Raw genomic sequence first — 22,980 nt, 5'->3', positions numbered from 1 at the left:
AGCGGAGCCAAGCTCCCGTTTCGTCCCGTTTGCCTCTTGCCCTTCCCTTGCAATAGGGCCCGGCGGCGCAAGGAAAAGGAGCTGCCCGCAAGACCCGTCGGACGGATCTTGCGGGCAGCTCCTAGGCGTGCGTCTGGACCCGCGCTCCCGCTCCAGCGGCGAGGCGAGGTCCGCAGCGGAATCAGCCGTCCTGTCGGACCGCTTCCTCTTCCGGCTTGGCGGCTTGCTTCGTCCGATAATAGAACCAGCAATCGTTCAGCAGGCGAACCTGCCGGAGATCCTTTTTCTGGAAGGCGCGCATCAGTTGGCTGCTCAGCCATTGCGGCATCCGCATCGTCCTCCTTCTGCCGTTCGTGATCTACTCAGCATATGGAGGAACCGGCTAGCAGGTGCAGGTCCGATCAGCCCTCGTACTCTTCCTCGTACCACTGCTCCAGCTGCGCGAGCAGCGCGCGGATCTCGGTCAGCAGCGAGATGAGGGGATAGGACTTTTCCGGAATTTCCTTGAAGGAGCGCTCCAGCTGCTCCAGATAGTCGAGGCCGCTTTGCATCGGCAAGCCGCGCTCATGCAGCTCGGACGGCGAGAACTCGGCGATGCAGCGGGCCAGCGGAGGCACTTCAGCCGCTGTCAGCTTGTCGAGCTCCTTGTGGAGCCGCAGGTTGAGCGCGGACAGCTGGTAGGCGTGCGTATCGGGCATCTCCACCAGGGAGAGCTGCTCTCCGAGCTGGAACAGGACATATTTCATCGTAGGCATGGCGAAACATCGGGCTCCTCTCGCGGTCGGTCTTTCGTCTACTTGACAGTGTAGCCCAGGATCGCTTTACAATTCAAGGGGAAGGAGGGGGCGGACATGGACAATCATGAGCTGCAATCGTGGGTGGAGCGCGTCTCGCTCGAGGCGTTCGGCCTTCCGTTCCGTCATCGGGCCGTCTTCAATCGCAGGCTGTCCTCGACCGGAGGGCGCTACTTCATGAAGTCGCATCATATCGAGATCAGCGCCAAGCAGCTCGCCGCCTACGGAGCGGAGGAGACGGAGAAGATCATCAAGCATGAGCTGTGCCATTATCATCTCCATCTGCTCGGACGCGGCTACCGTCACCGTGATCCTGAGTTCAAGGAATGGCTGGCGCGCTCGGGAGGCTCGCGCTATTGCAAGCCGCTGCCGGACAAAGCGCGCAAGACGCTGCCTTATCGGTACAAGCTCGTCTGCGGGTCATGCCGAATGGAGTATCTCCGGAAGCGGAAGGCCGATCCGGCCCGCTACGTCTGCGGACGATGCCGGGGCCGGCTGTCCCTGCACGCGCTTGACACGGCGCAGCGACCATGATAAATTATGGTCAAGCTTGCTTTGTAACCGTTCCCTGATAGCTCAGTTGGTAGAGCACTCGACTGTTAATCGAGTTGTCACAGGTTCGAGTCCTGTTCGGGGAGCCATTCATGGAGAGATACCCAAGTGGCTCAAGGGGACCCTCTGCTAAGGGGTTAGACTGCGTAAGTGGTGCGAGGGTTCGAATCCCTCTCTCTCCGCCACCTGTTTCATTCTCAAAGGACCGACAGCGGTCTTTTTTTTTCTTCCCGTGTTCGGCTCGGCGTCATCAAAAGGGTTCTAAAATAATGCTTGCGTTATTGGTCAGGCTATGATAAGATCATTCATGTTGCTTCGAGGAACTGGGTTCCGGACAAGCCATTGAGGCCCGTTGGTCAAGGGGTTAAGACACCTCCCTTTCACGGAGGTAACAGGGGTTCGAATCCCCTACGGGTCACCATTTTCATTAGAGCCATTAGCTCAGTTGGTAGAGCACCTGACTTTTAATCAGGGTGTCGAAGGTTCGAGTCCTTCATGGCTCACCATTTAGGGTTCCCCTCGTTTTTCTCATGTGCGGTAGTGGTGGAATGGCAGACACGCTATCTTGAGGGGGTAGTGGGCGTACGCCCGTGGAGGTTCGAGTCCTCTCTACCGCACCATATCTCAACGACTTCGACTCTCGCCTTGGCGAGGGTCTTTTTTATTTTCAGCAATCCCGCAGAAAGGCCCCCGTCTCGGAGTGGAGACGGGGGCCTTTTCGGCTTATCGGGGCCGCTGCGCGTCGGTCAGCTCGTAACGGTCGAATCGACGGTAAGCGAAGGCACGGACGTGCTGGTCGAGGTCGTGCCGGCGTAGGAATGGAATTCCAGGATGACCGGAGTTCCAGGCAGCAGGGCGGCGGAGGCGATCACGACCGTAGTCGGCGACGTCGCCGTGAGCGCTTCCTGCTGCAGCATGCCGTTGATGTAGACGTTGACATAGCCGCCTGCGGAGACGGGGGGAAGGCTGCCCGTCGGCACGGGATTTCCGGCGTCGTCGAAAAAGCTTTCCGCCGGAATCGTGACCGTGCCGGCTCCGGCATCGATCATCGGAGCGGTCACGGTCGCGTTGAAGCGGGTCGCAACATCGTCGACGGACGTGACGGTCGTCGTATCCACGGTGCCGCTTACCGTGCTCGTCACGATCATGAACGGCTTGATCAGGGAGGGAGGCATAGGAGGATCCTCTCCTTTCCGGGTTGATGCTATAAAATATGAATCCCGCCACGGGAAGGTGATAGATTCGCGCCCGGAACGGGACGAAGCTTTTCGGCAGGGCCGGGCGGCCAGCGAGAGCCGATAGCTCTCGAGCTGGATGGGCGTCCCGGAGGCAGGCAGGTCGCGCGCGAGCAGCGTAATCCGGCCCGGCTCGACCGAGTAGGCCCCTTCCGGCTGGAGCATGCCGTTGACATACAGCTGCTGCCAGGTGACGGCCCCGGGAGCGGGGATGTCTCCGATGCCGCGCTCGCCCGGCCCATACCGGCGACTGATGCCGTCGGAGCGAGCCAGGAACTGAAAGCGTTCGGCCACGATCGTGCGCGAGTTGCGGGCGCGATGACAGCCCGGCTTGGACTTGCCGCGGCGCGGCGCAATTCGGCGCTTTTCCGCCGTTCCGCAGCCGCGGGCTTGAAGCCCGGCCCGTGCGGATCGTCGCGTGGCGCGGCTTTTGGTTTTGTCCGCCGCTTCGCCTCCGGAGCGACGCTTGCTCAGCCTGCTGCATGGCGCCGATTGCGGGGCACGCAGCAGAGGCTCGCTTGTTCCTCGTTTCTTCATTTCTGCTCTCCGCCTTTGCCAAAAGTATATGAAGCCGCTGGCCGGATCGAAACGGCGCGGCCCGAGCTTTAGGCGGAAAAGGAGACGGGAAGCGTTCAAGCTTGACCATAATCGGTGTGAGGTATATTGACTTATCCGCATCGTTCGGAGCAGGCATGTGAGCTGTAAGCGAAACCAATCCGATTGGATAGCGCATACATTTTTTGTAAGGGCTCACAATAGGCGAGTATCTCGATCAAATATGTGATGGAAACTTACATTTCTTTGATTTCTATCATTTTTCGTTGAATGGGCACGTAGAAGCGTTTCCAGACGCATCCTACAATTAGAAGCGGGGGGAGGAACAATCAACATGGCTCAACTACAAACGGAATTGAACCCGGTACAACGCCCGAAAAAGAAAACGGTCCTGACCCGTTTCTTCGGTCAGTGGGATCTGCAGCTGATGGTCATTCCCGCGCTGCTTCTCATCTTCGTCTTCAGCTACATCCCGATGTACGGCGTCATCACGGCTTTCCAGGATTACAACATCTTCAAGGGCATCACAGGCAGCCCGTTCGTCGGGTGGAAGCATTTCGAGCGCTTCTTCAACGACCCGAACTTCATGCGCGTTATGCGCAACACGCTCGTCATCAGCGGGCTCAAGCTCGCCGTCGGCTTCCCGGCTCCCATTCTGCTCGCGCTGCTCCTCAACGAGGTGCGCAACCGCTTCTTCAAGCGGATCGTGCAGACGGTCAGCTACCTGCCGCACTTCCTTTCCTGGGTCATCGTATCCGGCCTCGCCATCTCCATCCTGTCCACGGAGAACGGCAGCCTCAATATGCTTCTGCAATCGCTCAACCTGATCGACGAGCCGCTCAGCTGGCTGAGCATGCCGGAGTACTTCTGGACGATCCTCGTCACGACAGGCGTCTGGAAAGAAATCGGCTTCGGCTCCATCGTCTACTTGGCGGCCATCGCCGGTGTCGATCCGAGCTTGTATGAGGCTGCTTCCATGGACGGAGCCAGCCGCTTCAAGCAGATCTTCCTGGTCACGCTCCCGTCGATCATGCCGGTCGTCGTCATCTTCTTCATCCTGGCGGTCGGCAACCTGCTGAGCGCAGGCTTTGAGGATATCCTCCTGCTCGGCAAAGACCCGATTCTCCGCAACGTGTCGGATGTTCTGGATACGTACGTGTATCGGATGGGCATCGAGTCCCAGCGGTTCTCCTATGCGACTGCCGTCGGCCTCTTCAAGGCGATCATCAGCGTAGGGCTGCTGACGCTGGCCAATCTGTTCGCGAGGCGTTCCGGCAACAGCCTCTGGTAATCGACACCGAGAATTAGGCTTTAAAGGAGGAAGCTGCGTTGAAAATCAAGATGACCAACGGCGACCGCGCGTTGACCGCCTTCGTCTATCTCTTTCTGGCCTTGCTGGCCATCTCGACCTTCTATCCGTTCTGGAATGCGCTCGTCGTCTCCCTGAACAAAGGGATGGATACCGCGCTCGGCGGAATCACCGTCTGGCCTCGCGCCTTCACCTTGGAGAACTATGAGATCGTCTTCCAGGACAAGCGCATCATCCATGCCTTCGGCGTCTCCGTGCTGCGGACGATCATCGGCACCGTCACCGCGATCCTGTGCACGGCGGTCTTCGCCTACGGCATGACCCGCAGCGAGCTGATGGGCCGCAAGTTCTACATGGTGGCCTGCCTCATCACGATGTACTTCAGCGGCGGACTGATCCCGTCCTTCCTGCTGATCCGCGAGCTCGGCCTGTTCGACTCGTTCTGGGTGTTCATCGTCCCGTCGCTCATCAGCGTCTGGAACATGATTATCTTCCGCACCTTCTTCCTCGGCCTGCCAGCAGGTCTGGACGAGTCGGCGAAGATCGACGGCTGCGGGTACTGGGGCACCTTCTTCCGGATCGTGCTTCCGCTCTCAGGTCCCGTCATCGCGACGCTGTCCCTGTTTACGGCGGTCGCCCACTGGAACGACTGGTTCTTGCCAAGCATCTACATCAACAACGAGAACCTGATTCCGATCCAGACGAAGCTGCAGCAGATCCTCAACTCCAACATCATGACGGAGCAGATGCAGCAGCTCGACTCGGCGGCGCAAGCCCGGCTGTCGGCGATGAAGAGCATTACGAGCAAGTCGCTCTCGATGGCGACGATGATGGTGGCCACGCTGCCGATCATCATGGTCTATCCGTTCGTGCAGCGCTACTTCGTCAAGGGCGTCCTCGTCGGCTCCGTCAAGGGCTGATCGATCGGTTCGAGCATTCACCTGCCGACAGGCAGCAAGGAACGGTTTTTAGGCGCGGCGGTTCGCCGAGCGGATGGCCGCGCGTTCAAACATAGCAATCCTTCTATAATTAGAGCTTGGAAAAGGGGATGAACGAGTTGAGCAAATGGAACAAGAACGCGTTCAAAGGCATGGCTCTGGCATTGGCGGCTGCGACAGCGCTGGCCGGCTGTTCGGGCGGCAACAACGGCAACAGCGGTACGGGCAACACGGGTACGGAAAACGCGGGCACGCCAAGCGCTTCTCCGGCAGCATCCGCCGCGCCTGAGGCCGGCGCGGCCTGGACGGTCGGCAGCGAGCCGCTCGAGTACAGCATGTACGGCCATTATGACTGGTACACGATGCCGACATGGGGCGCGGACGAGTCCTCCAAGTGGATCCAGGACAACATGAAGGTCAACGTCACGGCGATCCAATCGGGCGGCAATGCGGCCCAGAAGCTCAACACGATGATCGCGTCGGGCACGCTGCCGGACGTCATCTGGATGGACCGCGGCGCGGATGTCGAAAAGCTGCGCGCGGCCGACATGCTCGTACCGTTCGACGAGTACCTCGACAAATACCCGAACTTCAAAAAATGGGTCGGCGAGGAAGCCATCAACATGCTCCGCTCCAGCGACGGCAAAATCTATCAATTCCCGAACTGGTACACGTCGCAGCCGATCGGCAACGCCGGATACGTCGTCAACAAGAAATATTACGAGGCGCTCGGCTCGCCGAAGCTCGAGACGACGGACGATTTCTACAACTACCTGAAGGCCGTCAAGGAGAAGTTCCCGAACGTGATGCCGTTCAACCCGGACCTCGCGGTCGACGGCCAAGGCCTGGACGTTCTGTACAGCGCCTTCAAGGAAGACGGCAACCTGGCGTCTGTCTCCAACCGCGCTGCAATTACGGGCGACAAGCTGACGTCGATCTTCAAGGATGACGTGTTCCGCGAATCCATGCTGTATGCCTCCAAGCTGTTCCGCGAGAAGCTGATGGATCCAGACTCCATGACGCAGACGAAGGATCAGGTGAAGGAAAAGGCCTTTACCGGCAGAGCGGCCGTGTTCGCCGGCGCGAGCCCGACGGAGTACGGTTCCGCAGGCGACGCGGAGCTGAAAAAGAAAGATGCGAACGACGGCTACTTCATGGTCTGGCCGATCCACAAGGAAGGCCTCGACAAGAACAAGATCTTCCCGGGCACGTTCACGCGCCTCGGCTGGAACGTCAGCGTCATCACCAAGTCCGCCAAGGATCCGGAAAAGATCTTCGCGTTCCTCGACTGGCTGACCGGTCCGGAAGGCACGCGTACGCTGATCTGGGGTCCAGAGGGCAAGTACTGGGACGGATATGATGAAGACGGCGCGCCTAAGTTCACGGAAGCCTACCTGAAAGATGTGGAAGGCCGCACCAAGACGATGGACGCTACGGTCAACCTGCAATGGGTCGGCAACTCCGTCTTCATCGACAAGTCCAAAATGAAGTTCGAATCGACGCTGCCGGAAGCCGAGCAGACGTGGGAATCGAAGTACCAAAGCTCGATTACGTGGAAGACGCAGAAGGACGCGACGGAATTCATCAACCTCGCGCCTGCGGCTGACTCCGAGGAAGGCATCATCCAGACGAGCGTAGAAGAGATCTGGGACGAAGCCCGCGCCAAGGCGCTGTATGCGAAGAGCGACGAAGAAGTGCTGTCGGTGCTTGACAAGGCGGACAAGGACGCCATGGCGGTCGGCTATCAGCAGCTGCTCGACTTCAAGACGCAAAAATGGCAAGAAAACAAAACGAAAATGGCCGGCAACTAAGAAGCGACTGTATTCCAGTCCCGCTAACGCTATACTAAAAGAAAGTCCGCCGTCCCGGCCGGGACGGCGGTTTTCTTTACTTCGACCATGGCGGCTGGATGATACGCGAAGGAGGGGGCTGCGTGAGGTACAAGGTTCTTCTTGTCGACGACGAGGAGCTGGATTTGAAGGGGATGCTGACGTTCATTCCGTGGGAACGGCTCGGGCTGGAGGTAGCAGGCGCGGTCCATAATGGCTACGCGGCCTACGAGCTTTTGGAACGGGAGCGCGTCGACATCCTCGTGACCGACGTCCATATGCCGAGCATGAACGGGCTGGAGCTGGCGGAAAAGGCGCTTGCCTTGTATGGATCGCTGCGCGTGATCTTCGTGAGCGGATACCAGGATTTCCAATATGTGAAGCAGGCGCTTCAGCTGCGGGCGTGGGGCTACGTGCTCAAGCCGATGGACGATCAGGAGCTGGAAGCGGCGCTGCTGAAGCTCGTGCAGCAGCTGGATGCGGAGAAGGAGGCGCTGGCGGCAGCCGCCCCGGCGGATTCCACCGCGAAGGAGGAGCCTCGTCCATCCGGGGCCGGCAAGGGAAGCTCCAAAAACGCCAAGCTCATCGTCTCGATGATGGCCTTCATCGAGGATCATCTGCATGAGAACTTGACGCTGAAGCTGCTGGCGGACGAATTCTCCTTCTCGCCCAATTATCTCGGCGCCCTGTTCAAGGAGGAGACGGGAGTGAACTTCAGCGAGCATCTCATCGACCGGCGCATGCACAAGGCGGGCGAGCTGCTGCGCGAGACGAGGCTGCGCATCTATGAGATCGCCGACAAGGTCGGCTATCGGTACATGCCTTACTTCAGCCGCCAGTTCAAGGAGACGTTCGGCGTCACGCCCAACGAGTTCCGGAGAATGGGATGACCCGCGACGTGGAGACAAAAAAGAGATTCATTCCGCTCGGCATCAAGCTGTTTGCTTCCTATATGCTGCTGACAATTGTGCCCTTGGCCGTACTGGGCTATATCGCGAGCACCGTCCTGTCCGACTCGGTGCGGTCCCAAACGGAAAGCAGCCTGCGCGGCACGCTGCGGCAGATGGAGGACAACATCCAATACAAGGTCAACGATACGAAGCGCCTGAGCGACGTCCTGTACTTCGACAATACGCTGTCCCGTTCGATCCGCCATGCCGAGGCGGGGTGGGTCAGCTACGAAGCGACGAAAAAAGTGCTGATGCCGAAGTTCTCGGCTATCCTCGACTCGACGGATCGGAAGATGCGGCTGAGCGTCTATCTCAAGAACGAGGCGCTTACGGAAATCTACTACACCAGCGATCCCGGGGAAGACATCGTCTCCAAGAAGGGGCGCTTCTACGAGATGCTTCATCTGAGCCGAATCGAGAACGAGGCCTGGTACCAAGCGTTTCCGGCCGAAAAATACGGCTCGACGCTCGTCTGGCAGCAAGTGGGGGATGACGCCGAGCACGGCCGGATCTCGCTTATCCGTCGGCTGGTGGACATGAGCCAGGCGACGAGGCTGCGCGAGGTCGGCATGATCCGCATCAGCGTATATCTGAGCGATCTGTTCGAGAGTGTGGATGTAAGCAAGCTGATCGAAGGAAGCGAGCTGCACATTGAAGCGGCGGACAAACAGGTGAAGTTCGCCTCCGGCAGCAGCAACGGAATGACTGCCGCCAGCTGGAAAGGCGTACAGATGGAACGGTACATGATGATCGAGGACCCCTTGCCTAAGCTGGACTACAAACTGGTCGCGGCCATCCCGATCGATGTGCTGGAATCCGGCTCGCGCAAAATAACCTGGGTCACGATGCTGGTGTGCGTCGTGAGCGCCTTTGTTATCGCGGCAGTGGCGCTGACGGTGACGCAGGCGTTCATAAAGCGAATCAACAAGATTATCCAGATTCTGCAGGCGTTCAGCCAAGGCAACTACAGCAAGCGGGTCCGCTACCGCGGGCATGACGAGTTCGCGCAGATCGCCGATTCGCTCAACGCGCTCGGGGCGAGGACGGACAACCTCATCCAAGAGGTCTATATGACCAACCTGCGCAAGAAGGAGGCGGAGCTCGAATCGCTCCAGGCGCAGATCAATCCCCATTTCCTCTACAATACGCTCTCTTCGATCAGCCGCCTCGCCAAGTTCGGAGAGGTCGACAAGCAGCATCAGATGATCATGAACCTGGCCCGCTTCTACCGCATGACGCTGAACGACGGCAAGACAATCATCTCTGCCAGCCACGAGCTGGAGCAGATTCAGGCTTATCTGGCCATCCAACAGGTCAAGTACGGAGAACGGGTCCGGGTGAGCTACGAGTGGGACAGCCGAGTCGACGAGTACCGGATCATCAAGCTGCTGCTGCAGCCGTTCGTGGAGAACGCGCTGGAGCATGCATGGAGGGGAGACCGGATCGAGCTGACGATCGGCGCGAGGCTGATGGAGGAAGAAGAGGAAGACCCGCGCCTGGAATTCCGCGTCCGCGACGACGGCATCGGCATGCCGCAGGATTTGGTCAAGGAGCTGTTCTCGGATCGTCAGCCCGCTCGCCGCGGATATGGCATCCGCAATGTGCATGAGCGGATTCAGCTGTATTACGGCGCTCCGTACGGCGTATCCATCGAAAGCGATCCGGCGGGCGGCGGCACGCTCATCCGCCTCTGCATTCCGGCCCGGCGCGGCGTGGAGGGAGCCTCCGCGTCGGTGGAGGAGCTGCTGGAGGAGCATGCGGGCAGCTGAGCAGACATGCCCCAGGCTTTGGCATCCTACCCGGCATGAGCTATACTGGAATCATTCGGGTAGCAGGAGGTCAAGCACGATGAATCAGGAAACGATGGAGCTGTTCCGCACGATTACCGAGATGAGGGCCGTGCCGGGGCAGGAGCGGGAGCTGCGGCGGTTCGTCGAGGCTGAGCTGAAGAAGCATACGGACGAGCTCGTCCACGACCGGCTCGGAAGCGTGTTCGGCGTGTTCCGAGGCGACGAGCAGGGACCGCGCATTCTCGTCGCCGGACATATGGACGAGGTCGGGCTGATGGTGACGGCGATCACCGAGAGCGGCATGCTCAAGTTCGTGACGCTCGGAGGCTGGAACGCCCAGACGATGCTGGCGCAGCGCATGGAGGTCGTCACCGACGGCGGGCCGGTCATCGGCGTCATCGGCTCGACGCCGCCGCATCTTCTCGACGAGGCTTCGCGCAGCAAGGTCGTCGACATCAAGGCGATGTATCTCGATGTCGGCGCCGACAACCGCGAGGACGCGATCTCGATGGGCATCCGCCCCGGCCAGGCGATCGTGCCGGTCTGTCCGTTCACGCCGATGGCGAACCCGAAGAAGATCATGGCCAAAGCGTGGGACAACCGTTACGGCGTCGGATTGGCGCTGGAGCTGGCCAAGGAGCTCAAAGGCTCGAAGCATCCCAATGTGATCTACACGGGCGCGACGGTCCAGGAAGAGGTCGGCCTGCGCGGGGCCCGGACAGCGGCCAATCTCGTGCAGCCGGACCTGTTCCTGGCGCTCGATGCGAGCCCGGCAGCGGACGCGACCGGCGACAAGTCGGCGATGGGCCAGCTGGGCAAAGGCGCTCTGCTGCGCGTCCAGGATCCAGGCATGATTACCCATCGCGGCCTGGTCGAGCTTATCCGGGATACGGCCGAGACGGAGGGCATCCGGTACCAGTATTACTTCTCGCAAGGCGGCACGGATGCCGGACAAGTGCATCTGTCGGGCATCGGCGTGCCGTCTGCGGTCATAGGCTTGCCAGCCCGCTACATCCACACGGCGGCGGCCATCATGCATGTGGATGATTACGAGGCGGCCAAGCAGCTGCTGTTCAAGCTGGTCCGCACGATCGACAAAAGCGTCTTCGAGACGATTCTGTCCCGGTAAGATCCGGACTTCAGCTGGCTCAAAAGACCCCTGTCCAGGGGTCTTTTTTCATGGAATCATGTCCGCTTTTAGCCCTAAAAGGAGAAGCCGATGGAAAGCCTGGCTTCACCTTAATGGGATAAGGTGGGAATAATAGAGGAAAAATTACAACATTAAGTTAACGTATTGCTTTTATGTTGCGTTAAAGCGTTGCTCTAAAAAACAATAAAAAATGAACGAAAATAATAGCTTTTCGCTTCATTTTGTACTGTATCTCGAACGGGTTTCAATTCGAAATAAAAGCGTTAGATTTCTTGACATTTTGTTTGAATATCCCGAAAATCGAATACTTATCTCATATTTGACCTCCTTCGAAAAACGTCGAAAAACCTAACAGCAGCATGACTGAAAGCGCTGCCTGACATAAAAGGTTTCTATGCATAATTATACGATTAATAAAATTTTAATTATTTTCAGACATATCTATATTCTAACGTTAAAAAAGGTGCTACAATGAGACCGAAAAAACACAGTTTTGGCTAGAGCCAAGGAGGAATGTGGAGTGGCAGCTTCATCGTTTAAGTGGAAAGCCATGATTGCCAGCTTGTCCGTTATGGGGGTCATCGCCGCAGGCTGCGGAAATGACGACGGCACCAACAACGCCGGAAACACAAATACACCGGCGACGAACACCGCAAACGAGGGCGCGGCGTCCCCGGCTCCATCGGCTGAGCCTTCCGCCCCGGCCAAGGGCGGCACGCTGACGATCGGCACGTTCTCCGACATCGTCAACGCGAATCCGATGTTCATCTCGGATACATCCTCCGGCGATGCGGCGTACTTCATGTTCTCCAACCTGCTGGATTATGATGCGGGCGGCAACGTTGTCGCCGAGCCTTGGTCTCTGCTCGAGGCTCTTCCGGAAATTTCGGCAGACAGCCTGACGTACACGCTGAAGCTCAAGGCGAACGCCAAATGGAGCGACGGCCAGCCGGTCTCGGCAGACGATATCGCGTTCACGTTCAATACGATCAAGGATCCGGCCGCTGCTTCTCCAGGCATCAGCACCTTCGACAAAGTGGACAAGGTTGAAGTCGTCGACGCTCAAACGGTTAAAATCACGATGAAAACCGTGTACGCTCCATTCCTCAATGCGCTTGTAACCAACGTCGTTCCTTCTCATCTCCTGAAAGACGTGCCGGCAGCCGAGCTGCAAAGCAATCCATACGGCACGGACCCGGCCAAGACAGTCACGAACGGCCCTTGGAAATGGACGGAATGGAACCAGAAGCAATACCTTTCGTTCGAAAAGGATGCGAACTACTGGGCGAAGGACGTCAACGACGTCAACATCGACAAGATTATCTATAAAATCTATGCAGACCAGAACACGACGGTGCAAGCAGCCATCAAAGGCGATGTCGACATGGTCGGCGGCATCCCGGTCACCCAGGTCGAAGCCGTCAAGGCGAAAGAGAACCTTACCGTCGAGCTGGAGCCAGGTCCGCTGTACGAGTACATGAGCTTCAACTTCAACAAAATGAACTGGGGCGGCAAGGAGTCTCCGTTCACCGGCGAAAAGACGCGTCAGGCAATCGCTTACGCGATCAACCGCCAAGGCGTGCTTGAAAACATCCTGAAAGGCACGGGCAAGGCGCTCAACGCTCCGTTCCTGCCGGGCACATGGGCCGACCCGGGCAGCGACGCCGTCGCGTATGACTACAATGCCGACAAGGCGAAGCAGCTGCTGGCCGAAGACGGCTGGAAAGACAGCAACAACGACGGCACCGTCGACAAGGACGGCTTCGAGTTCAAGTTCGAGCTCCAGTACAACTCCGGCAACAGCCGCCGCGAAGCGGTATCCGCCGTCATCCAGCAGAACCTGGCTGACATCGGCATCGGCGTCACGACCAAAGGCATCGACTTCTCGTCCTGGATCGAGCAGAACATCACGCCAGGCAAATACCAAGCGGCGCTGCAGGCCTGGTCGATCAATAATCCGGATCCGGACGCCGAATCAACCTTCTCCTCCAAGTACCTGCCGCCGAACGGCCAAAACTCCGGCTGGTACGTGAACGAGACGCTGGACAAGCTGTGGGTGGACGGCTACTCCACGACGGATCAAGAAAAGCGCAAGGAAATTTACAAGCAGGTCGCTAAAGAAATCTCCACGAACCTGCCGTATGTCTTCCTGTACCAGTACGGCACTCCGTCGGTCTACAACAAACGTGTGGTCTTCGGCGATGCGAAGCCGGTACCTGCTCTCGCTTACGGCGAGTACTTCGGCATCAACAAATGGTCGCTGGAAGAAAAGAAATAAGACCCTGTTAGCCTGAGCATGGATTGATGAAGGGGGAAGGGCATTGCCCTTCCTCCTTTATCCTTTCTCCACTTGGAACCCAGCCTTCCCTCGCGATGGGAAGACGGTTTTGCCCTGAGCATAACCGGTCCCGAACGCCTGCTGTCCGGTTCTGCCCGGCGCAAAGCCGGTTGTCCGCACTCAAGCATCCAGCACACAAGGAGGATCCACTTATGGGCGAGTATCTGATTCGGCGGACGCTGCAATCTGTCGTCGTGCTCTTTCTTATCACCATCTTCACCTTTGGCTTGATCCACGCAGCGCCTGGAGGCCCAACCCAGATCTTCCTCTCTCCCGGGCTGTCACCCGAAGCAGGCCAGATCCGGGCGGAGCAGCTCGGCCTCAACGACCCGCTGCCGCAGCAATATTTCCGCTGGCTCGGCAACATCCTGACCGGCGATCTCGGCTCGACGTTCAAGAACAACATTCCCGTCGGGGATATCCTATGGCCGACGGTCAAGAATTCCGTCATTCTGATGAGCGCCACTTGGATCCTCACGCTGTTGATCGCCATCCCGTGGGGCATTTATAATAGTACGAAAGAGTACGGCCTGTCCGACCAGAGCGCTTCCTTCATCTCCTATGTCGGCTTCGCGATGCCGACGTTCTGGTTCGGTATCATCCTGCAGAGCTATATTTCCATCAAACTGGACTTGCTGCCGCTATCGGACATGTATACGATCGGAAAAGAAGGAAACATTCCCGATCTGCTGATGCATATGGTGCTGCCAGTATCCGTGTTGACGCTTGGTTCCTTGGCAGGTTATTTAAAGTACTCCCGCTCCAGCATGCTGGAGGTGCTGCAGCAGGACTATATCCGCACGGCCCGTGCCAAGGGCGTAGGAGAGAATAAAGTCGTTTTCCGTCACGCGCTGCGTAACGCGATGATCCCGCTTATTACGCTTGTGGGCCTCGATTTGCCGATGCTGGTCGGGGGCGCCGCCTTGACGGAAGCCGTATTTAACTGGCCGGGCATGGGGCGACTGTTCGTGGATATGGCGAATGGACGTGAATATTCGGTCTTGATGGCCATCACTTTGCTTGGTGCGGTATTCGTTGTCATCGGCAACCTGATTGCGGATATTTTGTATGCAGCTGTAGATCCTCGCGTCCAGCTGAACAAAGGAGGGAAGGCCGCATGAGCGCCCAACTGCAGTCTGCTTCCAATACAGAAGCTCCAGCCAGTCCCTCTCCTTTGTCTGACAAGCCGCTCGGGCCTTGGCGGATGGCTTGGAACAAGTTCAAGCGTAATCCGTTCGCGATGAGCGGGCTTGTCGTTCTGCTATTGTTTATTGTAGGAGCCATTGCGGCACCATGGATAGCACCTTATGATCCAGCTCGGCAAGACCTGCTGAGCGCCAACTTGCGGCCATTCACCGGCGACCATGTGCTCGGCACGGACGAGCTGGGACGCGACATCTTCTCGCGGATCATTTTCAGCGGACGCATCTCGCTGGCGATCGGCTTTGCCGTAGCAGCTGTAGCGGTTACGATCGGCTCTTTTATCGGTGCAATCTCCGGCTACTTCGGCGGTTGGACCGACATCATTTTCATGCGCATCGTCGACGTCATGTACTCCGTTCCGACGCTGTTCCTGAACATCCTGATCGGAGCCATCTTCGGCACGAACTTCATGCTGATGATCATGATCCTGTCGTTCACGAGCTGGATGGGCGTAGCGCGGCTCGTCCGCGGCAACTTCCTGCAGCTGCGCGAGATGCAATACGTCGAGGCCGCCAAGTCTATGGGCGTCAGCAGCTGGGGCATCATCTTCCGCCATTTGCTTCGCAACTCTACGTTCCCAATTATTGTGAACGCCACGCTCATGGTCGGCGGTGCGATTCTGGCTGAATCCGCCCTCTCCTATCTTGGGCTCGGTATTCAATCTCCGGCTACCAGCTGGGGGCTGATGCTCAGCAACGCTCAGGAATTCATGCTGCTGGATCCGATGCAAGGCGTCTATCCCGGAGTCTGCATTCTAGTCGTCGTTCTGGCCGTGAACTTCATCGGCGACGGCATTCGTGATGCGATGGACCCCCGTCAAAAAGCACAACTTTCTCCAAGGAGGCTGGATCAATGGCGCGCAAAATTCTCGAAGTCAACGAAATGAGTGCCGGCTTCCTCGTGAACAAGGAGATCGTGAAAGCGACCGACCGCATCTCCTTCAACGTGGAAGAGGGAAAGACGCTGTGCATCGTCGGTGAGAGCGGAAGCGGCAAAAGCGTCACTTCCCTCGCCATCATGCGCTTGATCGACTACGCCGGCGGCGCGATTCTCGAGGGCGACATCTCCTTCAACGGCGAATCGCTGCCGGCGAAGGAGCAGGAGGAGATGCGCCATATTCGCGGCAATCAGATCGCGATGATCTTCCAGGATCCGATGAGCGCGCTCAATCCGGTGTTCACGGTCGGCGACCAGATCGCCGAGAGCCTGCGCCTTCACCAGAACAAATCCGACAAGGACGCGATGAAGGAAGCGGTGGAGCTGCTGCGCCAGGTCGGAATTCCGTCCCCGGAAGTCCGCGCGAAGCAGTACCCGCATGAGCTGTCGGGCGGCATGTGCCAGCGTGTCGTCATCGCGATCGCCCTGGCGTGCCGGCCGCAGCTGCTCATCGCCGACGAGCCGACGACCGCGCTCGACGTGACGGTGCAGGCGCAGATTCTGGACCTGCTTCAGAACCTGCAGCGGGAAACCGGCATGGCCATCATCCTCATCACCCACGACATGGGCGTCGCGGCGGAAGTCGCCGACCGCATCGTCGTCATGTACGCCGGCGGCATCATGGAGGAAGGCTCGGTCGAAGAAATCTTCGCCCAGCCCAGCCACCCCTACACCGTGGGTCTGCTGAAATCCATCCCCGGCTTCGAGGCGAACGACGGCAACGACCTGTACACGATCAAAGGCACGATTCCGCGCATCAACCAGCTGCCGACCGGCTGCCGCTTCCATCCGCGCTGCGAGCATGCGATGGATATCTGCCGCAAGCAGGAGCCGGGCTTCTTCCAGCTGGGACCGGACCATAAGGCCGCTTGCTGGCTGTTCGAGGAGCATGCCGCCGAGTCGAAGGTGTCGCCGGCGAGAGCAGCGATCGAGCACGGGGAGGTAAGGGTATGAGCAAGCAGCTGTCGAACGAGACGCTCATCGAGATCAAGCACATCAAGAAATACTTCCCGATCAAAAAAGGGCTGCTCAGCCGCGTCGTCGGCCAAGTGAAGGCTGTCGACGATATTTCCCTGGAAATCAAAAAGGGAGAGACGTTCGGCCTCGTCGGCGAGTCCGGCTGCGGCAAATCAACGCTCGGACGAGTCATCCTGAGGCTGCAGAGCGCGACGGATGGCGAAGTCATCTACAACGGCCAGAATATCCATGCGCTCGGCAGCTCGAAGCTGCGCGACCTGCGCCAGGATCTGCAGATCATCTTCCAGGATCCGTTCGGTTCCTTGAATCCGCGCTTCCTGGTCAGCGACATCATCGGCGAGCCGCTCAAGGTGCATACGAACATGACGCCCGCGCAGATCGACGCCCGCGTCGTCGAGCTGATGGAGCTCGTCGGCCTCGACGCCTCCCGCCGCAACCGCTATCCGCATGAGTTCTCCGGCGGCCAGCGGCAGCGCGTCGGCATCGCGCGCTCGATCGCGCTGAGTCCGAAGTTCATCGTCGCGGATGAGGCGGTAAGCGCGCTGGACGTATCCGTCCAGTCGCAGGTGCTCAATCTGCTGGCCCGCCTGCAAAAGGAGCTCGGCCTGACGTTCCTGTTCATCGCCCACGGCCTGAACGTCGTCCGCCACATCTCCGACCGCGTCGGGGTCATGTACCTGGGCAAGATGGCTGAGGTCGGCCCTACGGAGGAGCTGTACAACAAGCCGCTTCACCCGTACACGGCGGCGCTGCTCTCCTCGATTCCACGTCCGAACCCGGCGCTCAAGCGCGAGCGCATCATCCTCAAGGGCGACGTGCCGTCTCCGGCCAACCCGCCGAGCGGCTGCCGCTTCCATCCGCGTTGTCCGATGGCGCAAGACCGCTGCAAGGCGGAGGAGCCGCTGCTTGCGGAAGTGCTGCCGGGCCGCCAAGTCGCCTGCCATTTCCCGCTCGTCGAGGATGGAGCGTTGGCAAGGCTGGCGGCCAAAACGCTCGGCTGAGCCGATCAAAGGCAAGCTGGCGGTCGACCCTCGGCCTGGGCCGACCGTTTAAGAAGCTGTTCCGCCAAGCCGGCTTCGCCGGCATGGGCGGGACGGCTTTTTTGGTGGCAGCGGAGCCGGGCCGGCGCGAAGAAGGACGAGTCCGGCCAATCCCCCCGAATAAGCTTCCCGCGCCGACATAAAATGGGACTAAGGAGCCTAAGGTCAGTCATCGGGGAGGGAACGGGATTGGGAACCGATTCGGGCATCGATTCGATCTTCACGGCGGCGGGAACGAGCTTGACGATCTTGATCGCGGTCATCGCGGTCATCATCGGAGCGGGGCTGATCCGCTCGTACGCCAGCTGGAGCCGAAGCAGCGCCCAGCCGCTGCTCTCGGTCAAGGCCGCGGTCGTAAGCAAGCGCTCGCGCGTGCGCAGCCAGCAACCCTATGAGGAAGGGCAGCAGCAGACGCGCACGGATTATTACGCGACGTTCCAAGTGGAAAGCGGAGACCGGCTGGAGTTTACGGTCAGCGGGCGGGATTACGGCCAGCTGGCCGAAGGCGATGTCGGCAAGCTGACGTTTCGCGGCAGCCGCTTCCAAGGCTTCGAGCGCGACAACAATCGCGTCATCCAATTCGGCTGAATTGATATCGTCGGGACGAAGCGATGAAGCCGAAGCCTGTCCAGACCCGGGAGCGGTCGTGCCGCTCGCACCGGATAGAACCGGATTTCCTTCGAGGAAATCCGGTGTTTGGCGTACTCGTTTTTTTAAGGCCGCCGGGGTTGACTCTCCTGCAAGAGGAGGGTGTATCGTTAGCTAAGGAAGGAGGAGCGAGCATGCTTGGAGTGAGCGAGATGGCGGAAGCGGGCGGCGTCACGGTCAAGACGCTTCATTATTACCATCGGATCGGCCTGCTGCCGCCGGCCGAAGTGAGCGAGGCGGGATACCGTTTTTACGGACCGGAGGAGATGCTTCGCCTGCGGCATATTTTGTTCTACCGCGAGCTGGAGTTCACGCTGGAGCAGATCAAGCAGCTTCTGGATCAGGAGCCGAATACGCTTTGTTTGCTGGAGGACCAGCACGGGAGGACGGTGGAGCGCATCGACCGGTGGAAACGGATGCTGCGAACGCTTGAGGGAGCGATTCAGGCCGCGAGAAAAGGAGAGGAGATCAAGATGAGCGTGGATCAATTTGAAGGATTTAAGGACGAAGAGCAATGGAAGGAAGCGATGCGGCAGCAGCGCGAGTACGTCCAGGAGCAGTACGGCCATGATCTGGGGACCGAGCTTCCGCTCGACGTCGGAAGCTTGAACGAGCAGGCGGAGGAGTCCGCGCAGTTTACCGAAACGTTGGCGGACCTGCTGCGGAGCGGAGAGCGGCATGACGGGGAAGCGGCGACCGGAGCGGTCCGGCAGCATATCTTGTTCATGCAGGCGCATGGCCATGCCGTGACGCCTCAGTCCTTCGTGGAGCAGAGCGTCTTCTTCCGGGAGGACCCGTTCCACCGGCAGCTGCTGGAAGGCAAGCAGGCCGGGCTCAGCTACTACCTGGCGGCTGCGGCCGAGGCGGTCGCGAAGCCGTCGGAATGAAGCTCTCGGAATGAAGCTCTCGGAATGAAGCAGTCGGGATGAGGCAGTCGGACAGAAAGCCGAGCATCGAAAAAAGCTCCCGCCAACCTAGGCGGGAGCTTCCTTTGCTGGGGTGGAGAAAATGGCTCGCGGGAAAGAGTTGAAGCCGGAGAAGGCCGGCGAGCGTTCTCCCGGAGCAGCGGTGCAGGCTGGGCGCCTGCAGGAGAGGAGCTGCAGCCTGCTCAATCAGGCGTTGCATGCCCGCAGCCTCGTCAGAACAGCAGCTGCAGGAATTCGTCCGGCTCGACCGGGCCAAGATAGGGAGTGAGCTCTACGCCCTCGAGCGCTTCGCGGACCGCCTCCGGCTCATAGCGGATGCCGGCCAGCAGCTCCTCGAGCTCGGCGACCTCGGCGGTGCCGAAAAAGTCGCCGTAGATGGAGGCTTGCTCGATGCGCCCGGCGGCGACATTGAGCCGGACATCGTACGTGCCGGCGGACAGCCGCTTGACCTGCCGCATGTTGAACGCCGGCGAGCGGCCGTAGTTCCAGTCCCAGTTGCGGTAGCGCTCGTCGGCGAGCTTGCGCACGCCTTCCCAGTCGGCGTCGGTCAGCTCGTACGCTTCCACGGTGCGTCCCTCGTAGAGCGCCGTCAGCAGACGGGAGCGGAACTGCTCGACCGTCATCGGCTCCTGCAGGAATTCGGAAATGTTGGCGACGCGGCTGCGGACCGACTTGGTCGACTTCGACTTGAACTTTTCCGGATTGACCTTGAGCGCGGAGGCGACATGGGAGATGTCGGACTGGAACAGCAGCGTGCCGTGCGTATACATGCGACCGCGCGTCGCAAACTGGGCGTTGCCGGATATTTTGCGCTCGCCGACCTGGATGTCGTTGCGCCCGCTCAGCTCGGCCTCGACGCCCATCGAGCGCAGCGCGTCGATCACCGGAGCGGTGAACTTGCGGTAGTTGCGGAACGACTCGCCGTCGTCCTTCGTGATGAAGCTGTAATTGAGGTTGCCGTGATCGTGGTAGACGGCCCCTCCGCCGGAGAGGCGGCGTACGACATGGAGGCCCTGCTCCTTGACGTATTCCTCGTTGATCTCCTCGAGCGTGTTCTGGTTTTTGCCGATGATGATGGACGGCTCGTTGATATAGAACAGGAGGTAGTCGTTGTCGGCGGGAAGATGGCGCAGGATGTACTCCTCCAAGGCGAGGTTGAGGGACGGATCGTGCATGTCCCGGTTCGAGACGAACAGCATGGCGGCTTCTCCTCCATCGAATAAGGATGCTTGCGATGAAAACAATGTATCATATCTTAAGCCAGCTCAAAACCATATTATCAATATGAAGAAAAAAAGACCCCTGCTTTTAGCAAGGATCTCAATTTTTAAAGCTAGATTAAACATCATCACGAACAGCCAATTCAATTTTCCCTTGACTTCCATCCGTAGTGACATAGGTAAATGACCAATTCCCGTTTTGAGCGGTACCCCAATCGACAGTTGTTTCTATTTTGCTTCCATCTCCTGAAGTTGTCAATCGTCGATCAAGCCAATTATAACCTTGAGGACTAATCAGTTTTAAATCAACTGGCTTACTGGACCAATTCTTTACATAGATTCGTACCTTGGAACTTGCTTTGTTAAAGATAAATCCTGAAGAACCTTGACCATCAAAGGTTTTTGTTTCGCCTAAAAGTAGAGCTTGTGGAGAAATTACAGGAGGTTTAACTAGTAAAAAGGAGGACAGTCGCGTTTCAGAAGCTGTAAAGGAAGACAGAGAAGTCTCAGTAGTTGTAATAGACGGATAAGCCGAACTGACATAACTTCCAGTAAATAGTGAAGAAGCAACGAGGGTCGATGAGAGTAGAAGAGTGATTTTTTTCATTCTATACCTCCAATTAATTTATTTAACAGGTTCTATTATAACATATTATCTCATTTAATACATAGTAAATTGGACTCATTTTACATTTATACAAATTATATATTTATATAAATTTTATACTAGATTAAGTTTAATACTTTTATTTTGATAATATGTAATTTAAATATATTTACTAATTTAACAGGTGTTATATAGTAAAATTAGGTAATTTTCTATTAGTTAAATAACTATTATAAATTTATAATGATTAAATACCATATAAGTATGGTTTTAAAAAAAAGGTTGTTTATTTTTGCTGATTCTAAACTTTAGGTATATAGAACCACAAATAAAATAACTAGTAATGTCAAAATATCAATTCACATGTGAACGCAACGGTATAAAAGAATGTAAATTAAAAACTAAAAGTTAAAAATAAATAACCAGTCGCCAGATAACTCATGGCGACTGGTTATTTTTCTAAAAATGTTTTTAATTTCTGTCTTTACTCTTGTACCAATGTACTAGTAAAGAGAGATCGTCAACGTATCCTTTTCGTTGTACGTATGCAGCGTCGCTTCGCTGCCGGTAATCTCCACGCTGATGAGCGAGCGAAGGCTGTTCTTGAGCGAGTTTTTGCCGGTGAATAGCTTGCGGTTCATGACTTCGCCCAGTTTATCCAACGCTTTTTTATTGTTTTGTTCCGTTACATAAACGGGAATTTTTTTGTTTTGAAAGGAAATGAGCGTTCTCATGTCTCTTCACTCCAATTCTTTTCGAGTTGGTCAAGCTTTATCGGTCTTTCCTTGTCGTTCTTGGTTGTTCTTATTGTACCCAAGCAAGATTAAGAGATTCTTAAAAAAGCGTTATGAAATGGTTACAACGGCAAGGATTGCGGAAGTTGCAAGTATGAATAGCATGCAATTCGTTTCTTTCGTAAAGTAAGTATAATCAAACTTGACAACAGTTGCAACCTCTGATACGAATTTCTTTCTACAAGGTTTCTGGATTCAAAGCTCCATTCCTGCCTTCGATCCGTCCGCATCAAGAATTTCTTTTTGGCAGCCGAATTCGAGATTGCTCCAAGCGCTCGTAGGTCATCGAATCGCTGTAGACGCCATCAACGCCGATCGCCGCCAAGTCGCGGATGGCCGTCGGATCGTTGACGGTATGCGCATAGACCGGCACGCGCAACGACTCGAGCCTGGCGATCAACGAAGCGGACTTCATAGCGCGGTCCTGGACGATTGCAATGGCGTCGATCTTCGGCTCGGCCCGAACGAAGTCGAGCACCTGCTGGTCGGTGTCCTGCGATTGATACAGCGTATATATATAGGAAGGAAAAGAGTGGACGCTTTCCACCCAGCGAAGCATGTCGCGGCTGTACAGCTGCGGGACGACGCGGTCCAGCACGCCTTCCTTGCCGGCAGCGGCTCGCAGCATCGCCTCGAACTGCTGGCGGACTTCATGCTCGCTCGTTCCTTTTGTGTCGGTGACGACCCAGATGTCGGGATAGTTTTGCAGCAGCTCGGCGATCTGCTCGAAGCTCATCGCATGATAGCGGCCGTAGATCGGCAAGGAGAGGACGAGCTCCAGCGGAGCCGGGCGGTCCATCTGCTCGCGGGGAATGACCTGCTTGAACCGGTCGTACAGGTAGTTGCCCCAGTCGTGGCGGCTGAGCAGGTAGCCGTCCGTCGTCAGCTGCAAGTCGACCTCGAAGACGCGGTAGCCTTGATTATAATTTTGTTCAAACGCTTCGCGTGAATTGGTGAAGCTTTGATGGTCAACTGAACCAGCTGCATGAGCGATTAAGAAGTGATTTGTCCAACTAGAGGTCGCTATATAGGGAGAGTTTTCCATAGACACGTTGTTCGTCATCATTGATAAAAAAAATATTACAAGCCCACCTAAAGACAAAGGCTGATTCAATCTAATGGTCATAGTCGGGTTTAACCTCGTTCTAAATTATTGTAGTTAGTTTATTATAGGATAAGACCAATCTC

Annotated in this window: 21 protein-coding genes and 5 tRNA genes; 19 read left to right on the top strand and 7 right to left on the bottom strand. The window is 57.2% G+C overall.

The window, feature by feature from the left end:
* Positions 1-181: 181 nt before the first annotated feature.
* Both cmpA and HGI30_RS18520 read right to left on the bottom strand, forming a co-directional pair.
* Positions 182-328, bottom strand: coding sequence for a cortex morphogenetic protein CmpA (gene cmpA / locus HGI30_RS18525; protein WP_168908906.1), 147 nt, complete (start codon positions 326-328; stop codon positions 182-184).
* 73 nt (positions 329-401) lie between these two features.
* The gene (locus tag HGI30_RS18520) at positions 402-755 is read right to left on the bottom strand and encodes a hydrolase/acyltransferase (RefSeq protein ID WP_168908905.1); all 354 of its coding nucleotides are present in this window, start codon (positions 753-755) and stop codon (positions 402-404) included.
* 96 nt (positions 756-851) lie between these two features.
* Between HGI30_RS18520 and HGI30_RS18515 the strand changes: the two genes are divergently transcribed.
* From HGI30_RS18515 to HGI30_RS18490, 6 genes are all read left to right on the top strand, one after another.
* On the top strand, positions 852-1,328 hold the full coding sequence (locus HGI30_RS18515; protein ID WP_168908904.1) for a SprT family protein: 477 nt from the start codon (positions 852-854) through the stop codon (positions 1,326-1,328).
* 31 nt (positions 1,329-1,359) lie between these two features.
* Positions 1,360-1,435, top strand: a tRNA-Asn gene (locus HGI30_RS18510).
* A 5-nt stretch (positions 1,436-1,440) separates the two neighbouring features.
* A tRNA-Ser gene (locus HGI30_RS18505) sits at positions 1,441-1,531 on the top strand.
* A gap of 161 nt (positions 1,532-1,692) precedes the next feature.
* Positions 1,693-1,767: transfer RNA gene (locus HGI30_RS18500), tRNA-Glu, on the top strand.
* Between the two features lie 9 nt (positions 1,768-1,776).
* Positions 1,777-1,852 (top strand) — tRNA-Lys (locus HGI30_RS18495).
* A gap of 28 nt (positions 1,853-1,880) precedes the next feature.
* Positions 1,881-1,966 (top strand) — tRNA-Leu (locus tag HGI30_RS18490).
* Between the two features lie 126 nt (positions 1,967-2,092).
* On the opposite strand, the gene HGI30_RS18485 is transcribed toward HGI30_RS18490, so the two are convergent.
* The gene (locus HGI30_RS18485; RefSeq protein ID WP_168908903.1) at positions 2,093-3,118 is read right to left on the bottom strand and encodes a DUF4183 domain-containing protein; all 1,026 of its coding nucleotides are present in this window, start codon (positions 3,116-3,118) and stop codon (positions 2,093-2,095) included.
* Between the two features lie 352 nt (positions 3,119-3,470).
* On the opposite strand from HGI30_RS18485, the gene HGI30_RS18480 reads away from it, so the two are divergent.
* The 13 genes from HGI30_RS18480 (at position 3,471) to HGI30_RS18420 (ending at position 19,132) form a co-directional block, all read left to right on the top strand.
* Positions 3,471-4,427 (top strand): ABC transporter permease, encoded by a 957-nt coding sequence (locus HGI30_RS18480; protein ID WP_168908902.1) that lies wholly within the window; start codon positions 3,471-3,473, stop codon positions 4,425-4,427.
* Positions 4,428-4,477: 50 nt separating this feature from the next.
* The gene (locus HGI30_RS18475; RefSeq protein WP_168909964.1) at positions 4,478-5,365 is read left to right on the top strand and encodes a carbohydrate ABC transporter permease; all 888 of its coding nucleotides are present in this window, start codon (positions 4,478-4,480) and stop codon (positions 5,363-5,365) included.
* Positions 5,366-5,535: 170 nt separating this feature from the next.
* Positions 5,536-7,194, top strand: coding sequence for an extracellular solute-binding protein (locus HGI30_RS18470; protein ID WP_168909963.1), 1,659 nt, complete (start codon positions 5,536-5,538; stop codon positions 7,192-7,194).
* 122 nt (positions 7,195-7,316) lie between these two features.
* Positions 7,317-8,102 carry a response regulator transcription factor gene (locus HGI30_RS18465; protein ID WP_328805164.1) on the top strand — a complete coding sequence of 262 codons (786 nt, stop codon included), beginning with the start codon at positions 7,317-7,319 and terminating at the stop codon, positions 8,100-8,102.
* A gap of 8 nt (positions 8,103-8,110) precedes the next feature.
* A complete protein-coding gene (locus HGI30_RS18460) occupies positions 8,111-9,931 on the top strand; it encodes a sensor histidine kinase (protein ID WP_235680184.1) in 1,821 nt (606 codons plus the stop codon).
* 79 nt (positions 9,932-10,010) lie between these two features.
* Positions 10,011-11,081, top strand: a complete 1,071-nt coding sequence (locus tag HGI30_RS18455) for a M42 family metallopeptidase (protein ID WP_168908899.1) — start codon at positions 10,011-10,013, stop codon at positions 11,079-11,081.
* A gap of 541 nt (positions 11,082-11,622) precedes the next feature.
* The gene (locus HGI30_RS18450; RefSeq protein ID WP_328805163.1) at positions 11,623-13,380 is read left to right on the top strand and encodes an ABC transporter substrate-binding protein; all 1,758 of its coding nucleotides are present in this window, start codon (positions 11,623-11,625) and stop codon (positions 13,378-13,380) included.
* A 212-nt stretch (positions 13,381-13,592) separates the two neighbouring features.
* Positions 13,593-14,561 (top strand): ABC transporter permease, encoded by a 969-nt coding sequence (locus HGI30_RS18445; RefSeq protein ID WP_168908898.1) that lies wholly within the window; start codon positions 13,593-13,595, stop codon positions 14,559-14,561.
* On the top strand, positions 14,558-15,529 hold the full coding sequence (locus tag HGI30_RS18440) for an ABC transporter permease (protein ID WP_168908897.1): 972 nt from the start codon (positions 14,558-14,560) through the stop codon (positions 15,527-15,529). Before HGI30_RS18445 ends, HGI30_RS18440 begins: the two co-directional genes overlap by 4 nt.
* Positions 15,496-16,533, top strand: a complete 1,038-nt coding sequence (locus HGI30_RS18435; RefSeq protein WP_168908896.1) for an ABC transporter ATP-binding protein — start codon at positions 15,496-15,498, stop codon at positions 16,531-16,533. Before HGI30_RS18440 ends, HGI30_RS18435 begins: the two co-directional genes overlap by 34 nt.
* A complete protein-coding gene (locus HGI30_RS18430; RefSeq protein WP_168908895.1) occupies positions 16,530-17,558 on the top strand; it encodes an ABC transporter ATP-binding protein in 1,029 nt (342 codons plus the stop codon). Before HGI30_RS18435 ends, HGI30_RS18430 begins: the two co-directional genes overlap by 4 nt.
* Before the next feature lie 228 nt (positions 17,559-17,786).
* A complete protein-coding gene (locus tag HGI30_RS18425; RefSeq protein WP_235680183.1) occupies positions 17,787-18,185 on the top strand; it encodes a DUF2500 domain-containing protein in 399 nt (132 codons plus the stop codon).
* A 194-nt stretch (positions 18,186-18,379) separates the two neighbouring features.
* A complete protein-coding gene (locus tag HGI30_RS18420) occupies positions 18,380-19,132 on the top strand; it encodes a MerR family transcriptional regulator (RefSeq protein WP_168908893.1) in 753 nt (250 codons plus the stop codon).
* A gap of 251 nt (positions 19,133-19,383) precedes the next feature.
* On the opposite strand, the gene HGI30_RS18415 is transcribed toward HGI30_RS18420, so the two are convergent.
* From HGI30_RS18415 to HGI30_RS18400, 4 genes are all read right to left on the bottom strand, one after another.
* Positions 19,384-20,370: a lipoate--protein ligase gene (locus HGI30_RS18415; RefSeq protein ID WP_168908892.1), complete on the bottom strand. Its 987-nt coding sequence runs from the start codon at positions 20,368-20,370 to the stop codon at positions 19,384-19,386.
* A 139-nt stretch (positions 20,371-20,509) separates the two neighbouring features.
* Entirely contained in the window at positions 20,510-20,998 is a 489-nt protein-coding gene (locus HGI30_RS18410; RefSeq protein WP_168908891.1) for a hypothetical protein, read from the bottom strand.
* Positions 20,999-21,501: 503 nt separating this feature from the next.
* The gene (locus HGI30_RS23610) at positions 21,502-21,639 is read right to left on the bottom strand and encodes a hypothetical protein (RefSeq protein ID WP_328805162.1); all 138 of its coding nucleotides are present in this window, start codon (positions 21,637-21,639) and stop codon (positions 21,502-21,504) included.
* Between the two features lie 382 nt (positions 21,640-22,021).
* Positions 22,022-22,837 (bottom strand): phosphatidylinositol-specific phospholipase C/glycerophosphodiester phosphodiesterase family protein, encoded by an 816-nt coding sequence (locus HGI30_RS18400; protein WP_328805288.1) that lies wholly within the window; start codon positions 22,835-22,837, stop codon positions 22,022-22,024.
* Positions 22,838-22,980 lie beyond the last annotated feature (143 nt).

It is taken from the genome of Paenibacillus albicereus (assembly GCF_012676905.1).
Lineage (GTDB): Bacteria > Bacillota > Bacilli > Paenibacillales > Paenibacillaceae > Paenibacillus_O > Paenibacillus_O albicereus.
The sequence above is the reverse complement of the archived record's forward strand: the minus strand, read 5'-3'. Positions and strand labels throughout refer to the sequence as shown.

Coding starts and splice junctions, on each gene's coding strand:
- cmpA (WP_168908906.1), bottom strand. CDS start 328: ATGCCGCAATGGCTGAGCAGCCAACTGATGCGCGCCTTCCAGAAAAAG.
- HGI30_RS18520 (WP_168908905.1), bottom strand. CDS start 755: ATGCCTACGATGAAATATGTCCTGTTCCAGCTCGGAGAGCAGCTCTCC.
- HGI30_RS18515 (WP_168908904.1), top strand. CDS start 852: ATGGACAATCATGAGCTGCAATCGTGGGTGGAGCGCGTCTCGCTCGAG.
- HGI30_RS18485 (WP_168908903.1), bottom strand. CDS start 3,118: ATGAAGAAACGAGGAACAAGCGAGCCTCTGCTGCGTGCCCCGCAATCG.
- HGI30_RS18480 (WP_168908902.1), top strand. CDS start 3,471: ATGGCTCAACTACAAACGGAATTGAACCCGGTACAACGCCCGAAAAAG.
- HGI30_RS18475 (WP_168909964.1), top strand. CDS start 4,478: ATGACCAACGGCGACCGCGCGTTGACCGCCTTCGTCTATCTCTTTCTG.
- HGI30_RS18470 (WP_168909963.1), top strand. CDS start 5,536: ATGGCTCTGGCATTGGCGGCTGCGACAGCGCTGGCCGGCTGTTCGGGC.
- HGI30_RS18455 (WP_168908899.1), top strand. CDS start 10,011: ATGAATCAGGAAACGATGGAGCTGTTCCGCACGATTACCGAGATGAGG.
- HGI30_RS18445 (WP_168908898.1), top strand. CDS start 13,593: ATGGGCGAGTATCTGATTCGGCGGACGCTGCAATCTGTCGTCGTGCTC.
- HGI30_RS18440 (WP_168908897.1), top strand. CDS start 14,558: ATGAGCGCCCAACTGCAGTCTGCTTCCAATACAGAAGCTCCAGCCAGT.
- HGI30_RS18435 (WP_168908896.1), top strand. CDS start 15,496: ATGGCGCGCAAAATTCTCGAAGTCAACGAAATGAGTGCCGGCTTCCTC.
- HGI30_RS18430 (WP_168908895.1), top strand. CDS start 16,530: ATGAGCAAGCAGCTGTCGAACGAGACGCTCATCGAGATCAAGCACATC.
- HGI30_RS18420 (WP_168908893.1), top strand. CDS start 18,380: ATGCTTGGAGTGAGCGAGATGGCGGAAGCGGGCGGCGTCACGGTCAAG.
- HGI30_RS18415 (WP_168908892.1), bottom strand. CDS start 20,370: ATGCTGTTCGTCTCGAACCGGGACATGCACGATCCGTCCCTCAACCTC.
- HGI30_RS18410 (WP_168908891.1), bottom strand. CDS start 20,998: ATGAAAAAAATCACTCTTCTACTCTCATCGACCCTCGTTGCTTCTTCA.
- HGI30_RS23610 (WP_328805162.1), bottom strand. CDS start 21,639: ATGAACCGCAAGCTATTCACCGGCAAAAACTCGCTCAAGAACAGCCTT.
- HGI30_RS18400 (WP_328805288.1), bottom strand. CDS start 22,837: ATGGAAAACTCTCCCTATATAGCGACCTCTAGTTGGACAAATCACTTC.